This is a genomic window from Psychrobacter submarinus (assembly GCF_904846685.1).
Taxonomy (GTDB): Bacteria; Pseudomonadota; Gammaproteobacteria; order Pseudomonadales; family Moraxellaceae; genus Psychrobacter; species Psychrobacter submarinus.
On the sequence record NZ_CAJHBQ010000001.1, the window covers coordinates 313,152 to 328,928 of the forward strand.

A 15,777-nucleotide genomic window follows, 5' to 3' on the forward strand; every position below is an offset into this window, starting at 1 on the left:
TGGGTTTTTAGGATCTTTAAAGGTATTGCGTTTGCACGAGATCAGCTTGGCTACAAGTTTGCTTAGCCGCTTTGCTTTGAATATAAAGACTCTTACTACGCAAAAGACATTTAAAAAGAAGATAATTACAACACCCCAATCCCACTCAAAAACAGCTGCCCGCCTGCGAATATCAATAATACTCCAAAAGCTCGTTTTAGCATCAGTGCTGGCAGTTGGTGCGCAAGTCTTGCACCGATTTTAGCCGTAATAAAGCTAGCCACCGATATACAGATAAAGCCAATAATATGCACAAAACCTATCGTGCCTGCGGGTAGAGTAGCCACATCTTGCCCAAACCAAGCAAACCCGAGTGCTCCCGCCACTGCAATAGGCAGACCACAAGCGGCGGAGGTACCAACCGCTTGCTTCATCGGAAGCCCTGCCCAATTCAAAAATGGCACGGTCAGACTACCGCCGCCAATGCCAAATATGGAGGATGCCATACCGATACCTGTCCCTGCTCCGACTTGTATGCCTTTAGAAGGTAGCGGTTTGCCTAACTGTTCTTTATTAGAAAAAAACAGCATCTTCAGCGCGACTAATAAAGCACCGATACCGATGATCGCTTGTAGTGCTTGTCCATTTATCATGTCAGCAATGCCTGCGCCAACGACACTACCCACGACAAGGCCGATAGCCATACCGCGCCAAATCTCCCAGCGCACGCCGCCGCGTTTATTATGCGCGGTCAATGAGCTGATAGACGTGACGATAATAGTCGCCAGAGAGGTGCCAACCGCTAAGTGAGTGACGACCTCTGGCGAAAAATTATACGCGGTAAAAATCCAAACGAGAGCTGGCACGATTATCATGCCGCCACCGATGCCGAATAAACCCGCGCAGACGCCAGCAAACGCGCCGGCAATCACAAACCATACATATAGCATTAACGAAATCCTTTATTTGCGCTCTGATTATTCTGCTGTTTTGTTCAGCTATTATGGGTCTGCTATTTAATAAGATAACCTTTTAGCTCATAATAACTTGCCTGACTTGCGCAGTAGCAGGCGCTTAGTATAGCAAACATCTTAGTAATTATTGTCTTACAAGTCATCTGACGTCAGCTCAAACCACTCTATTTTTAGCGAACCTCCTTATGCCTTTATCCATTCAAAACAATAGCTTATCCGCGCTCAACCATCGGCACCTCTCTAGTAGCAAATCAACCAATAGCGAGCTGCTAGAGACATTACAAGCAGGTAAGCTTGATAGCAATGATAAACAGCTACTGACCGCTGAGACGCAGACAGCAGGTCGTGGGCAACATACCCGCTCTTGGCAATCGCCGCCGGGCAATGTCTATCTCTCCCTTTATCATCCGATTAACACCCCTATCAGTGGCCTGCTATCGTTAATGATTGGTTTAGAATTAGCAAAAATGCCGATTATCCAAGCGCTGAACACGCAGCTAAAAGCGCAAAACAAAACGCCTATCGGAGTCAAATGGGCCAATGATTTGGGCTTTTATCCACTGCACAAGCAAGATTTAGGTTTTGATTTAAATGACAACAGCCTTATCGCTTTTAATAAATTGGCTGGCATTTTGATTGAGCCGGTATGGATAGCAAGCAAACTAAAAGGCGTAGTCATAGGAGTGGGGTTAAATGTAGCGGCGACGCCTAAGCTCACCGAACAAACGCTAGAAGGCATGAGTTATCAAGCGATTAGCCTACAAGATATTCATAAGTCGATCAATAAAGATGCCAAGGATAATCCGTTAGAACCTTTGCCAAGCTTAAGCATTATTTATGAGCAAATCAGTCAGGCTTTACTAGACGCTGTCGATTGCTTCAAAGCTATATCGGCCGCAAAGTCTCATGTACAGCCCAGCTCTACCCAGTATGCAATGGCTCAGTTTAACCGAGAGTTTACACCGCAAGATGCACTCAAAGGCTTGAGAGTAAGAATCACGCAAAATCTTAACCATAACGAGCACGTTATCGAAGGCCGTGCCTGTGGTATCGATACAAACGGCTGTTTGCAATTGCAGCAAGATAACGGTAATATTTCAGCACTTTTTACCGGTCGCATTGATGTGATAAATGAGACTTAATGAACACTAGATAAAGAGCCAATAAGGAAAAACTATGCTCTGGCTAGATCTAGGTAATACTAGGCTTAAATACTGGCTCACTGATGATATTGGCCAAATTGTCTCGCACAATGCACTCCAGCATTTGCAAGCGCCAGCTGAGCTGCTAATGGGACTGACCGATCGATTTGAGCGTTACGCGCCTGACTTTATCGGTATCTCATCGGTGCTGGGTGATGAGCTCAATGGCAAAGTAGCACAGACGCTCAGTCGGCTGGGTATACCCTTTGAGTTTGTCAATGTCGACTCATCTCACGCGCTGATGAGTAGTCGCTATGATGCCAAACAATTAGGCTGTGATCGCTGGTTACAGATGCTTGGCGCAGTAGATAGGACGAAGCGCCAATGCGTAGTGGGCTGCGGTACCGCGGTCACGATAGATCTGATCGATCATGCCGAGCATTTAGGCGGTTATATTTTTCCGAGCATCTATTTGCAGCGCGAGTCGCTATTTTCGGGTACTAAGCAGATTACGATTTCAAACGGTGCTTTTGATAGTATCGCGCAAGGAGTCACCACTCAAGATGCGGTCCATCACGGCATTTTATTATCTATCGTTGGTGCTATCAATGAGATCACTCATCGCCATCCTAACTTTGAGCTGATCATGACCGGCGGTGATGCGGCTATGATTGCTGAGCATGTCAATCGTCCGGTACGCTTGCGTGATGACTTACTTCTCAATGGCTTGGCTAGATATTTTGATTACAGTAAAAAGCAGCTAGTGGTTTAAAGCTATATTAAAAGTGTTAAAAATAAAAAAGCAGTCGGTCTTGGACTTACTGCTTTTTTTATTACAAGATCGACTATAAACTACCTATTTAGTCTCATTAAACAACTCGCGACCAATCAGCATACGGCGAATCTCGCTGGTGCCTGCGCCAATCTCATACAGCTTAGCATCGCGCCATAAGCGCCCAAGCGGATACTCATTGGTATAGCCGTTACCACCAAAGATTTGGATGCCATCGCCTGCCATCAAGGTCGCTTTTTCCGCGCACCATAGAATCACACTAGCGCAGTCTTTACGGACTTGCCGGCTATGACCTGCACCTTGTGCGTCTAGCATATCGAGATTCTTGCCGACGGTATATAAAAAGCTGCGACCTGCTTGCAAAATCGTGTACATATCAGCGACTTTGCCTTGAATCAGCTGAAACTCACCAATCGCTTGACCGAACTGTTTACGGTCATGAATGTAGGGCACGACATTGTCCATCACGGCTTGCATAATACCGATAGGACCCGCTGCCAATACTGCGCGCTCATAATCAAGGCCGCTCATCAGTACCTTTACGCCGTTGTTCAGGCCACCTAAGATGTTCTCTTTTGGCACCTCAACATTATTGAAAGTCATCTCGCCCGTGTGGCTACCACGCATCCCAAGTTTATCGAGCTTTTGCGCCGTACCAAAACCGTCCATACCTTTTTCGATAATAAAGGCGGTAATCCCTTGCGCGCCAAGCTCAGGATTGGTCTTGGCATAGACCACCATCACATCGGCATCTGGACCATTGGTAATCCACATTTTACTACCGTTTAGCACAAAGACGTCGCCTTTTTCCTCGGCTTTAAGCTTCATGCTGGTCACATCAGACCCTGCACCCGTCTCACTCATGGCAAGCGCACCGATGAACTCGCCGGTGATTAGCTTAGGTAAAAATTTCTGCTTTTGTGCCTCTGAGCCGTTGCGCTTGATCTGATTGACGCAAAGGTTTGAGTGCGCGCCGTAGCTTAGACCAATAGAGGCGGATGCACGGCTAATCTCTTCCATCGCCACCATATGAGCGACGTAGCCCATGTCAGCGCCGCCGTATTCTTCAGGTACGGTAATGCCATGTAAGCCTAAATCGCCCATTTTTTGCCATAGATCCATCGGGAACTCATCGCTGCTATCAATCTCGCCTGCGCGTGGGGTGATTTCTTTAGCGGCGAACTGCGCTACCACATCACGCAGCGCATCGATATCTTCGCCAAGCTGAAAGTCTAAACCGGGTAAACTCATAATAATTCCTTATTTATAATCTTTAACTCTATTAATAAAATTAGATAACTTATATAAAAATATAGCATGTATAAAAATGGCATGGCTGGCATAAATTTTTTGAAGCCTCTGGAGTGACGAAGTCACACAGCAAGCGAATAAAATTTGCGCCAGCTATACGCAGCGGTAGATATTTATATTAGGGCGTGTTGAACATTCGACCATGGCACTGACAGAGACTATTTTTTAGGCGATTTGCAGATAAAAATGGTAAGTTTAGTCGTTCTAAGCGTCTATTTTTATCAATAAAGCGGCAAAAAATAGTCCTGTCCCTGTTGTTGTCGTGAGGGCTGATGCTAAAATCGCCCTAGTCGTTGCGACTGTTTAAATAAAATCAGCTAACCAATGCAATAAGCATTACCTGCAATTTTAACGACGACTAGAACACAGCTTTGATAAACTAGTAGCGATCAGCAGTGCGCATTTGTGAATGTTCAACACGCCCTAATTAAAACAGGATGACTTAAGCTGAACGCTTATTAATCAAAGCTCTTGCAACGTTAGAGTCGTTACGGCGTCCTAAAAATTCGCTGATGCGCTCGCCTGCGACGACTAATTTATCTAAATCAATACCAGTCTCAATCCCCATGCCATGGAGCATATAGACCACATCTTCGGTCGCGACATTGCCCGTAGCGCCTTTAGCATAAGGACAACCGCCAAGGCCCGCGACTGAGGTGTCAAATTCGTTAACGCCCATCTCGAGCGCCGCTAAAGTATTGCTCAGCGCCTGTCCATAAGTATCATGGAAATGCCCTGAGATATGTGCAATATCGATATACTCAAGTGCCGCTGCTAACGCTTTTTTTACCTTAATAGGCGTACCGACGCCTATGGTATCAGCGATGCCAATTTGTTCTGCACCAATCTCAACCAAGCGTTTGGTCACATAAGCCACTTGATTAGGGTCAATCTCGCCCTCATAAGGACAGCCGACCGTGCAGGAGATTACGCCGCGTACTTTGATGCCTTGCGCTTTGGCCGCGGCAGCGACTGGCGCAAAACGCTCGATACTCTCATCGATACTGCAGTTGATGTTTTTTTGACTAAAAGTCTCGCTCGCTGAGGCAAAGATAACCACCTCATCAGGACGGTGCAAGATAGCATCATCAAAACCGCGCATGTTTGGCACCAGCACTGAGTAGATCACGTCATCTGATCTACTAGCTGCAAGCGCTGTCATTAGCTCATTATTATCACCCATTTGCGGCACCCATTTAGGGGAAACAAAGCTAGTAGTCTCAATCTTCTTAACCCCTGCTTTGGTCAAATCTTCGATTAAGGCCTGTTTGATCGCTGTCGGTACGGTCATGGATTCGTTTTGTAAGCCATCACGCGGACTGACATCGACGATGGTGACATGATTTGGGTACGCGTTATTCATAGTTAGTATCCTTAAGCTTCACTCGTCTCGCTATCAATACGCAGTAGCTCATCACCATCGGCGACTAAGTCGCCCGCTGCAAATAGCAATTCTGCGACAACGCCGTCAGTGGGCGCGGTAATCGTATGTTCAATTTTCATCGCTTCAATCACCGCTAATGGCTCGCCTTGCTTGACGCTATCGCCGACCGCGACTTTAAAGGCAATCACCTGTCCTGGCATAGGCGACTTGAGACTACCAACAGCGGCAGAATCCTCCCCTGCATAAGCCATGGCATCGATAAGTTCAATCTGATCGCGACCCCTATCGGTAAAGACATAAACCGTCTCGGTATGCGTCCAACTTTGCGCTTTGATGCGCGTATCATCGAGCCATAAGGTATGATTATGGGCATCATCACTATGGTAGCTGACTTGAGCGTTATATAAAGCCTCATCTGACTTTTCTGAGGAGCTTGCCCCACTCGTATCATGCTCAATCGTTAAAGAAAAACGATCGGTGCTATCTGTATTTTTTTGACCCGCATTGTTTTGACATGCAGCATTATTAGCATTGTGCCAATTACTAATATGAGCAAGGTAATTTTCTTCATTATAAATGAGGTTAAAAGTACGCGTGTAGTCGGTATAAACGCGGAACGCGGAGAGCTGACTAAAGGGATCATTGGCATTATTTCTCACTGTGTCTTTCTCACTAGCCAATTGTTGCACGATAGCAGTGGTTACCAACGCCGATAGCTCTAACGGGTGCTGATTGAATAACTTATCCGCTTCACGCTCTATTAAAGCCGTATCTAGATTGGCCTGACTAAAAGAGTCAGTATTAATCACATAACGTAGGAACGCGACATTATTGGGTAAGCCAACGATACGAGTGAGTGCTAATGCTTGATCCATTTTCGCTAATGCTTGCGCGCGGGTTGGCGCATGCACGATAAGCTTGGCAATCATCGAGTCATAAAACGGGCTGATGACATCGCCCTCGCGTACCCCATCATCGATACGCACATCATTACCGTTTTTGTTAATAGTAAAAGTACTATGTTCAGGCTTTTGATACGTGAACAGCGTCCCCGTTGCTGGCAAGAAATTATTGTCAGGATTCTCCGCGCAAATACGGGCTTCAATCGCATGACCACTAATAGATAATTCATTTTGCGTTTTCGGTAGTTTCTGACCGGCGGCTACCAGTAATTGCCACTCCACCAAATCGACGCCTGTTATCGCCTCACTCACGGGATGCTCGACTTGCAGACGGGTGTTCATCTCCATAAAATAAAAACTCATACCCGTCTCGCGCTGCTCAACGATAAACTCGACCGTACCCGCACCGACATAATCGACTGCACGCGCAGCATCGATGGCAGCGTTTCCCATGGCCGCCCGCATGGACTCATCGACGTCAGGCGCAGGCGCTTCTTCTAGTACCTTTTGATGGCGGCGCTGTACCGAGCAGTCGCGCTCAAACAAATGTACATAATTACCATGACTATCACCGAAGCTGGTGATAGCCTCACGGCGGCAGGACGCTAAAAGATCGTCGAAGTTATTACTATTCTCAACGATTCTCATGCCTTTACCGCCGCCGCCTGCACTGGCTTTAATGAGTACCGGATAGCCAATAGCGTCTGCTTGCGCCTTCAAAAAATCGCTATCTTGATTATCACCGTGATAGCCGGGTATCAGAGGTACACCAGCCGCTTCCATCAAGCGCTTAGACTCCGATTTACCGCCCATCGCGCGTATGGCATTCGCTGAGGGCCCGATAAATACTAAACCTGCATTTTGACATGCTTCAGCAAAATTAGCGTTCTCACTTAAAAACCCATAACCGGGATGAATCGCCTCCGCGCCGCGATCTTTGGCAATGGCAATGAGCACATCGCCTTTCAAGTAGCTGTCTTTAGGCGCAGAACCGCCGAGATAAACGGCTTCGTCACAAACAGCGACATGCTTGGTATATCGGTCAGCATCTGAATAAACGGCGACCGTACGTACGCCCATACGTTTGGCAGTAGCCGCGACTCGGCAAGCGATTTCACCACGGTTGGCGATGAGTATTTTGGAGAACATAGCAATTCCTGTGCTTTATATTTGATACTTTGCCTTAATTTAAACGGGTTATAGTCAATTCAAAATAAAATCGATATATTTATTTTGTCGTGCTACTGGTATAAATTTTCTTTGCTTGCTGTGCGCTTCGCACTTTTCGATGCTGCATACAATTTATCCCAGTAGCACTGTATTGGTTTTAAAGTGAATCAACTACACTACTCTTTATCAGCCAACCAATCCGGCTTACGCTTTTGCAAAAAGGCTTGTACGCCTTCCTTTCCTTGCTCTGACGCGCGAATATCAGCAATCTCCTTCACCGTATCAGCGATTAACTCATCATTAATACGCTTACCTTCGATATCATGAAGTAAGCGCTTACAGGTCTTGACCGCATCAGGGCTGTTATTGACGATCTTCGCGCATAGCCTAGCGACCGTATCATCTAGGCTCTCTTCACTGACGCGCTCATGTACAAACCCAAGTTGCCGTGCTTTTTTGGCATTGAACACCTCAGCGGTTAAGAAGTAACGCTGTGAGGCTCGCGCGCCTAGCGCCTTTATCACATAAGGGCTAATCGTTGCAGGCGCTAGACCTAAGCGCACTTCACTGAGACAGAAATTCGCATTTTTAACCGCGATAGCGATATCACACACTGCCACCAGCCCCATGCCACCGGCATAAACATCACCTTGGATAGCCGCAATGGTGGGCTTTGAGCAGTCATAAATGGTTTTGAGCATTTGCGCGAGTGTATCAGCATCGGCTAGATTTTCTTGATAGTCATAATCTGCCATCGCTCGCATCCAGTTCAGATCCGCGCCGGCACAAAAAGCCTTACCTGCTGCCGCTAAGACAATCACACGAACGTCATCGCTTTGACCCAACTGCTTAAACACAGAGGTTAATTCGCTAATTGTTTTATCATTAAACGCATTGCGTATTTCAGGACGGTTTAAAGTTACGGTTGCGACGTAGTTTTCTATGGTTACTAATAGGTTTTTATAATTATTCATATAATTTTTCTCTTAGTTTTGTAGCAGCTTTTCTTTCAATACAGTAGTTCTATTTTGAAAAGTAAATAGTGTGGCTGGTAGAAATTTTTGCAGCCTCTGTCGGCGTAGGCACAGCACGCAAGGAAATTTTTACCAGCCACACGCCAAGTTTCCTATCATACTTGTAGACGAGAATTATCACTTATCAAACTAAATCTACATTCTAAAAATACCAAAGGTCGTCTCTTCAATAGGTGCGTTATGAGCCGCGCTAAGTCCTAACGCTAATACCTGACGGGTATCAGCAGGATCAATGACGCCATCATCCCATAACCTTGCAGTGGCATAATAAGGATGGCCTTGCTCCTCATACATATCGCGTATTGGTGCTTTAAACGCTTCTTCATCGTCAGCGCTCCACGACTCGCCACTGCGTTCGAAGTTATCACGCTTTACCGTAGCCAATACCGATGCCGCTTGCTCGCCGCCCATCACAGAGATACGTGCGTTTGGCCACATCCATAGAAATCTTGGGTCGTAAGCGCGGCCACACATGCCATAGTTACCTGCGCCAAAAGAGCCGCCAACGATGACAGTGAATTTAGGCACTTTGGCATTGGCAACCGCCATCACCATTTTGGCACCATGACGAGCGATGCCTTCATTCTCATACTTACGTCCGACCATAAAGCCGGTGATATTTTGCAAAAACACCAGCGGGATTTTGCGTTTACAGCACAGCTCAATGAAGTGTGTGCCTTTTTGCGCCGACTCACTAAATAAGATACCGTTATTGGCGATAATACCGACAGGCATGCCTTCGATATGGGCAAAGCCGCAAATCAGCGTATTGGCAAAGCGCGCCTTAAATTCATCAAAGGCGCTATCGTCGACGATACGGGCGATGATCTCTTTAATATCAAACGGCTTGCGTTTATCGGTGGGAATAATGCCGTATAATTCTTTAGCATCATAGCGTGGAGGCCGCGGGGTGATTTGATTGGGAATGACTTTCGCATCGCGGTTCAAATGCCCAACGATATCGCGGGCAATCGACAACGCATGGGTATCGTTTTGTGCTAGATAATCGACCACCCCTGATAGCCGCGTGTGCACATCACCGCCGCCCAAGTCTTCTGCGCTGACCTCTTCACCCGTTGCCGCTTTGACCAGTGGCGGGCCGCCGAGAAATATCGTCCCTTGATCTTTGACAATAATAGACTCATCGCTCATTGCCGGCACATAAGCGCCGCCTGCGGTACAGCTGCCCATCACAACCGCGATTTGCGGAATACCTGCCGCGCTCAGATTGGCTTGATTAAAAAAGATACGCCCAAAGTCATCTTTATCAGGGAACACTTCATCTTGATTCGGCAGATTCGCGCCTCCTGAATCAACGAGATAAACACAAGGCAGATGGTTTTGCTGCGCAATTTCCTGTGCGCGCAAGTGTTTTTTAACCGTCATCGGGTAGTAAGTACCGCCTTTCACCGTAGCATCATTACAGACGATCATGCACTCGATGCCGTTAATACGGCCAATACCGGCAATCACGCCTGCCGCTGGGATATCGGCATCATACATATCATGCGCTGCCATCGGTGCTACTTCCAAAAACGGCGTGCCAACATCGAGCAGGCGCTCCACGCGCGCGCGAGGTAACAGCTTACCGCGCGCTAAATGCTTAGCTCGAGCACGCTCTGATCCACCTTGGGCAATTTTATGCAGATGCTGGTATAAATCATCGACGAGCGCTTGCATCGCGGTACTGTTTTGCTGAAACTCGCTCGAATTGGGGCTTAGTTTACTGGTGATAATGGCGCTCATGGTCTTCCTTGTTATACTTCTATGTCTTAATTTTAACTATAAAACATTTTTGCAAAAATAAGGGGTCATTAAATACTTAGCAGTGTTTTGAATGATAAAGCTTTTATATAAATCAATACTTATATAAATCAATACTATGCCAAACCTAACTCTGCTGTCATTTGCTCAATGATTTTATATTTTTGAATTTTACCCGTGATGGTCATCGGATATTCTGTGACAAAACGATAGTAAGCCGGGATTTTATAATGGGCGATATTATCGTAGCAGAACTGTTTGACCTCTTCTTCTGTCAGATCAACTCCCTCTTTAGGAATAATCCAAGCCGCCAACACCTCGCCGTAACGCTCATCTGGAATGCCAACGACTTGTACGTCGCGTATTTTTGGATGACGATACAGATAGTTTTCAATCTCAACCGGATAAATATTCTCGCCGCCGCGGATGACCATATCTTTACTACGACCGACGACTTTGACATAGCCATCCTCGTCCATCGTCGCCAAATCGCCAGTATGCATCCAGCCGTCTTGTATCGCCTCGCGAGTCTTAAAGCGGCTACCCCAATAGCCTTTCATCACTGAATAGCCTTTTGTCAGTAGCTCGCCTGTCTCGCCGATAGGTAGAGTCTCGCCAGTACCCGTATCGACAACTTTGACCTCAAGCGCAGGCTGCACCAGTCCAACGGTCGAGACTTGTTTTTCAAGCGGCGTGTGCTCATTAGTTTGACAGGATACAGGGCTCGTCTCAGTCATGCCATAAGCAATGGTGACCTCCTGCATATGCATCTTATCGATGACTCGGCGCATCACTTCAATCGGACAACTAGAGCCTGCCATAATCCCCGTACGCAAACTCGATAAATCAAATTTATCAAAGTCAGGATAATCAAGCTCAGCGATAAACATCGTCGGCACGCCGTGCAGCGCGGTACATTTTTCAGCTTCTACCGTTTGTAGTACCGTTAGTGGTTCAAAGCCATCATTGGGATAAACGATTATTATGCGACCAGATACCGATGCGATCACCAATCTCAAGCCCCATCTCGATGATGGCGCTGGCGAGCTTATTGACTTGCCCTTGTAGCTGTTTATAAGTCCAACGAATGTTTTGATGACGCACCACTAACGCTTCGCGCTCGGGATATTTGGCCACAATAGCATCAAAAAAATCGCCAATAGTGGCTTCTATAAGCGGGACATCGGGGCCTTTGTCGTAACTTTGAGTGAGAGGTGCATTTGCGGAGCGTGCGCCCATGTTTATTTTTGGAATATTATTTAGAATATCGCTGTAGGCAGTGCTAAGTGGAGAGGGTTGAATCATAACGAATCCTTTCGTTTTACTTTTCCGTTTTGCTAATCAAGCTTATCAATAAATCTATTGTGGCTTGTCCCTTATATCTCTTCACTATAACGTCTGAAATCAAACCCTGTCAATCATATTGATACAAGATGTCTCATTCACACAGTCGATAGCCGTTATGATAAATGATATGACTAGCCGTAAAAAAGCCAGCCTCTTATGAATAAAAGACTGGCGACCCAGCTATCACACCAAGAGCACTTGCATACCCATCAAGCTTTCGCTGCTGGCTTTGCTGGTACTTTAAGAGACACTGTGGCTTTTACCGCTTTATCATCAGTAGCGTCGTCAAATAATTCCATGACCAGCTCATCGGTCGTTTCGGTTTTGACTTGCCAGTTACCTGTCGCTTGTGGCACGCCAACCACCGTTACCGCAATCGCCTTATTCTTCAGACGAATCATCGGCGGTTTATGGTCGTAGCCAGCATGCGCGTGGCCTAAGATATCATCAGCGATAGTCGCGGCTTGCGCTCTTAGCGGTGCCACGTAACGACAAGCCACGCCATCGATAGACATACAATCGCCAATGGCATAGACATTGTTAGCATTGGTGCGTAGCGTTGGCGCATCGACAACAATACCCGTGCGCGGATTGAACTCTATACCTGCCGCTGCGGGCAGCTTATCATCGACGACCAGACCGGTACTAGCAATCACATGATCGACTGTCATAGTATTAGCCTGTCCTTGCACATTCTCTAACGGCTCATAGCTGACTTCTAGTCTGTCATCCTCATTACGTACGACATCAGTCACCTGATAACCGCCCAAAAATTCAATACCTTGCGACTCAATCGCTTGCCTAATACGAGCGGTCGCTTTCGCCGGTAGCATTTGCGCAAGTGGCGCATCATTGAGATCAATTAGGCTGATTTTGTGACCGGCTTTGAGCAAGTCTTCGGCGATTTCGGTACCGACCATCCCTGCGCCCACAATAGCCACGTGCTGGCTACCCGTCGAGAGCTTTTCTTGCAGCTGACCGAAGCGCTCAATATGATTGACATGCCAGACTAAACTCTCAGGCAAGCTCTTAGGAAATATGGGATGTGCGCCCATCGCGAGCACTAGCTTGTCATAATTGATGACCGCGTAATTGGTGTTGGCAGGGTCTGAGCGATTTGCAGAGACCAGCTGCAATGTTTGGCTTGCCGCATCGATATCACTGACCTGCGTATGGGCTAATAAAGTGACATTAGCGGTCTTTGCTGCCTGCTCCCCCGCCGCTCGCACTAAATCGGCCGGTTTTTTATCTTGGCTAATCGCCATCGTCAGCATCGGCTTATGATAGCGATCGGCATTATCGGCCGTGATTAAAGTAATCGGTATCTCTTTATCTTTACTACGGATAGCATCTATCACGTGCCAGCCTGCTAGGCCTGCACCAACGATAACGATGCCATTTTTTGATGAGGTTGCCGATGCTACAGATAGATTGTCTACGCTCATAAAAACTCCAATATGGTTTATGAATTATTCTAATTATCAACAAGAATGGCAGCCATTGTATCAGTAAACAGACATGCACTCACTCATCTATCCAGTAACTTGCTCAATCAATATCGAATTCCATACGATGGGCGGTGGCGCGCTTGGTTTGGTTATCTACGAGCTTTTCGATACAGTACAGACTGGCGTGGATACCCGCGCTTATCCCTGCTGATGTAACGATATTACGCATATCATCACTAGCATCGACATAACGAATATTATCAATAACGTCTATATCAGGATAAGAGGCTAAGTTGTCCAAATCCATCCAATGTGTGGTTGCCGCTCGACCAGCGAGCAACCCTGCTTTTGCTAGCAGCAGCGCACCTGTACATACGGACAGAGTCAGCTCTGCGACGCCTGCTTGAACAATAATCCAATCGATCACTATTTGATTATGTATCTCTATTTTTTCGGCACCATAACCACCAGGGATTACGAGTACATCGAGATGAGGATGGTTGGCAAAACTATAATCAGGAATAACCTGTAGACCGTTTCTAGCAGAAATCGGTGCTGGGTGCTCAGCAATAGTGATCACATTAAAGTGCTTATTATTTGATTTATTCTCAGCCAGTGAGAACACCTCAAAAGGTCCAGCAAAATCTAATACCTCTACTTCATTAAATAGCAGTATTCCAACGGTTCGCTTTAACGTCATAACTTGTCCTACTGAGATTGAGTTAGATTGATATCATTAAATAATATTTAATCCATCTATATTATACTATCTATACACCTTTACCTAATCAATCAACGCTGCCATGGCATCTGCCTTTACCGTCTTACACCGTTTTAGTCCTGCGACTACCCCTGCTTTATTTTCCGCTGTCTTATTCTGACTCAGTTTAAACTGCGCTTGCACATCTGTGATACTAACCCGAATACCCACAATCGCTCGACAGAGTGCCTGAATATAGTTTTCTGGTGCATCATTGAGCGACCATGGCATCGGCTGACTGGCTTCAAAGTCTTGTGTCAGCGTCGATAAAATATCAACCAAGGCTTCAGACTCCGTGAGCAGACTCACTGATCCTGTGATATGTACACTACGGTAGTTCCAAGTCGGTACTTCTTTATGGGTTATCGCTTTGCTTGGATACCAGTTGGGGCTGATATAATGACCTGCCTCTTGAAATATCACCAGCCATGGCATCTTAATATTATCGCGACTATTTAACGGATTGATTTTGGCAATGTGACCATACAGACAACCGTACTCACTACCGTCATCCTGCCAGTACATCGGAATATGACAAGCTTCTAGTCCTAACTTGGTTTGTGCGACGACCGTCGCTTGAGGCTGCTCTTTGATAAATGCTTTTATGATATCAAAGCGCTCCTCTTTAAATGCTTTAGGCGTAAACATCATAAGCTCCAAGTCTTTTTTTTGAATTGCTATAATTTTGAATTGCTATAATTTTGAATCGCTATAAAAAAAGTGTAAAAGCGTCAATATAAAACGCCCTATTAAAGAGAGTGTTTCACTGTCTTTAATAAGGCGCTTTGTATAATCATTACTGGTAAAAAACAGGCTTTCTTATTGAGAATAAAGCTATCAATAATCGTCAATCGAAATAGTCTAATGATTCAAAATCTTCGATAAGAACTGCTGCGCGCGATCACTTTTTGCACCCTCAAAGAACTCATCTTTGCTACAGTTCTCAACGATATAACCCTCATCCATAAAGATAATACGGTTCGCCACTTGACTGGCAAAGCCCATCTCGTGGGTCACGCACATCATCGTCATACCCTCACGGGTCAGCTCTACCATCACATCGAGCACCTCTTGAATCATCTCAGGATCAAGCGCGGAGGTCGGCTCATCAAACAGCATCGCCACAGGATCCATCGCTAGCGCCCGCGCAATCGCTACCCGCTGCTGCTGACCACCGGACAGCTCAGCCGGATATTTTGGTGCCTGCGCGCTTAGTCCCACGCGGTCTAGATAAGCCATACCTTTTTGTTTGGCCTCGTCCTCGCGGCGGCCCAAAACTTTAATCTGCGCGACCGTCAGATTCTCAATGATAGTCAGATGCGGAAATAACTCAAAATGCTGAAACACCATGCCGACACGGCTACGTAGCTTTGGCAGATTGGTTTTCGAGTCGCCAACCGAGATACCATTGACCATGATTTGCCCTTTTTGAAAAGGCTCAAGACCATTAACGGTCTTAATCAAAGTAGATTTACCGCTGCCAGATGGGCCACAAACGACCACCACATCGCCTTTATGGACATGAGCAGTACAGTCAGTGAGTACCTGAAAGTCGCCATACCACTTGCTGACGCTATCCATTTCAATGACTATCTCATCGCTAGCATGACCGTTATCTGTCACCAGTCCGCCAAAGTCATTTATAAATGTCTTAGCCTTATTCATCGTCGGCTCCTAGCCTTATGCTTAATATTTTTGTCATGTATGTAAAATAAGTGATAGCGCTATGTCCGTAGGGTTTACGCTAGTTTAGTGCGAAAACCTCTACG

At 46.3% G+C, this 15,777-nt stretch carries 12 protein-coding genes and 1 pseudogene; 2 read left to right on the plus strand and 11 right to left on the minus strand.

Going from position 1 to position 15,777, the window contains the following annotated elements; genetic code table 11:
* Nucleotides 1-125 precede the first annotated feature (125 nt).
* Complete coding sequence (locus tag JMY03_RS01465) at nt 126-929, minus strand: sulfite exporter TauE/SafE family protein (RefSeq protein WP_201600355.1); 804 nt, start codon at nt 927-929, stop codon at nt 126-128.
* 209 nt (nt 930-1,138) lie between these two features.
* Between JMY03_RS01465 and JMY03_RS01470 the strand changes: the two genes are divergently transcribed.
* Together JMY03_RS01470 and JMY03_RS01475 are read left to right on the plus strand one after the other, a co-directional pair.
* A complete protein-coding gene (locus JMY03_RS01470; protein WP_201600359.1) occupies nt 1,139-2,095 on the plus strand; it encodes a biotin--[acetyl-CoA-carboxylase] ligase in 957 nt (318 codons plus the stop codon).
* A gap of 34 nt (nt 2,096-2,129) precedes the next feature.
* Nucleotides 2,130-2,867, plus strand: a complete 738-nt coding sequence (locus JMY03_RS01475) for a pantothenate kinase (protein WP_201600362.1) — start codon at nt 2,130-2,132, stop codon at nt 2,865-2,867.
* 84 nt (nt 2,868-2,951) lie between these two features.
* Here the strand turns inward: JMY03_RS01475 and JMY03_RS01480 are convergent, their stop codons facing one another.
* From JMY03_RS01480 to JMY03_RS01525, 10 genes and pseudogenes are all read right to left on the minus strand, one after another.
* Nucleotides 2,952-4,139: an isovaleryl-CoA dehydrogenase gene (locus tag JMY03_RS01480; RefSeq protein ID WP_201559572.1), complete on the minus strand. Its 1,188-nt coding sequence runs from the start codon at nt 4,137-4,139 to the stop codon at nt 2,952-2,954.
* Between the two features lie 502 nt (nt 4,140-4,641).
* Complete coding sequence (locus tag JMY03_RS01485) at nt 4,642-5,562, minus strand: hydroxymethylglutaryl-CoA lyase (RefSeq protein ID WP_201600364.1); 921 nt, start codon at nt 5,560-5,562, stop codon at nt 4,642-4,644.
* Nucleotides 5,563-5,573: 11 nt separating this feature from the next.
* Entirely contained in the window at nt 5,574-7,634 is a 2,061-nt protein-coding gene (locus JMY03_RS01490; RefSeq protein ID WP_201600368.1) for an acetyl/propionyl/methylcrotonyl-CoA carboxylase subunit alpha, read from the minus strand.
* A gap of 197 nt (nt 7,635-7,831) precedes the next feature.
* Entirely contained in the window at nt 7,832-8,629 is a 798-nt protein-coding gene (locus JMY03_RS01495; RefSeq protein ID WP_201600371.1) for an enoyl-CoA hydratase/isomerase family protein, read from the minus strand.
* A 195-nt stretch (nt 8,630-8,824) separates the two neighbouring features.
* Nucleotides 8,825-10,435: a carboxyl transferase domain-containing protein gene (locus JMY03_RS01500; protein WP_201559331.1), complete on the minus strand. Its 1,611-nt coding sequence runs from the start codon at nt 10,433-10,435 to the stop codon at nt 8,825-8,827.
* Between the two features lie 134 nt (nt 10,436-10,569).
* A pseudogene (locus JMY03_RS01505) lies at nt 10,570-11,758 on the minus strand (AMP-binding protein).
* A gap of 251 nt (nt 11,759-12,009) precedes the next feature.
* Entirely contained in the window at nt 12,010-13,245 is a 1,236-nt protein-coding gene (locus JMY03_RS01510; RefSeq protein ID WP_201600373.1) for an FAD-dependent oxidoreductase, read from the minus strand.
* Nucleotides 13,246-13,348: 103 nt separating this feature from the next.
* Entirely contained in the window at nt 13,349-13,948 is a 600-nt protein-coding gene (locus tag JMY03_RS01515) for a DJ-1/PfpI family protein (protein ID WP_201600376.1), read from the minus strand.
* 84 nt (nt 13,949-14,032) lie between these two features.
* The gene (locus JMY03_RS01520; RefSeq protein ID WP_201600379.1) at nt 14,033-14,659 is read right to left on the minus strand and encodes an FMN-binding negative transcriptional regulator; all 627 of its coding nucleotides are present in this window, start codon (nt 14,657-14,659) and stop codon (nt 14,033-14,035) included.
* A gap of 210 nt (nt 14,660-14,869) precedes the next feature.
* On the minus strand, nt 14,870-15,589 hold the full coding sequence (locus tag JMY03_RS01525; protein WP_037059487.1) for an amino acid ABC transporter ATP-binding protein: 720 nt from the start codon (nt 15,587-15,589) through the stop codon (nt 14,870-14,872).
* Nucleotides 15,590-15,777: the final 188 nt, after the last annotated feature.

Bases quoted from the DNA above. Each gene is read 5' to 3' on its own strand.
- JMY03_RS01465 (WP_201600355.1), bottom strand. From the start codon at position 929: ATGCTATATGTATGGTTTGTGATTGCCGGCGCGTTTGCTGGCGTCTGC.
- JMY03_RS01470 (WP_201600359.1), top strand. From the start codon at position 1,139: ATGCCTTTATCCATTCAAAACAATAGCTTATCCGCGCTCAACCATCGG.
- JMY03_RS01475 (WP_201600362.1), top strand. From the start codon at position 2,130: ATGCTCTGGCTAGATCTAGGTAATACTAGGCTTAAATACTGGCTCACT.
- JMY03_RS01480 (WP_201559572.1), bottom strand. From the start codon at position 4,139: ATGAGTTTACCCGGTTTAGACTTTCAGCTTGGCGAAGATATCGATGCG.
- JMY03_RS01485 (WP_201600364.1), bottom strand. From the start codon at position 5,562: ATGAATAACGCGTACCCAAATCATGTCACCATCGTCGATGTCAGTCCG.
- JMY03_RS01490 (WP_201600368.1), bottom strand. From the start codon at position 7,634: ATGTTCTCCAAAATACTCATCGCCAACCGTGGTGAAATCGCTTGCCGA.
- JMY03_RS01495 (WP_201600371.1), bottom strand. From the start codon at position 8,629: ATGAATAATTATAAAAACCTATTAGTAACCATAGAAAACTACGTCGCA.
- JMY03_RS01500 (WP_201559331.1), bottom strand. From the start codon at position 10,435: ATGAGCGCCATTATCACCAGTAAACTAAGCCCCAATTCGAGCGAGTTT.
- JMY03_RS01510 (WP_201600373.1), bottom strand. From the start codon at position 13,245: ATGAGCGTAGACAATCTATCTGTAGCATCGGCAACCTCATCAAAAAAT.
- JMY03_RS01515 (WP_201600376.1), bottom strand. From the start codon at position 13,948: ATGACGTTAAAGCGAACCGTTGGAATACTGCTATTTAATGAAGTAGAG.
- JMY03_RS01520 (WP_201600379.1), bottom strand. From the start codon at position 14,659: ATGATGTTTACGCCTAAAGCATTTAAAGAGGAGCGCTTTGATATCATA.
- JMY03_RS01525 (WP_037059487.1), bottom strand. From the start codon at position 15,589: ATGGATAGCGTCAGCAAGTGGTATGGCGACTTTCAGGTACTCACTGAC.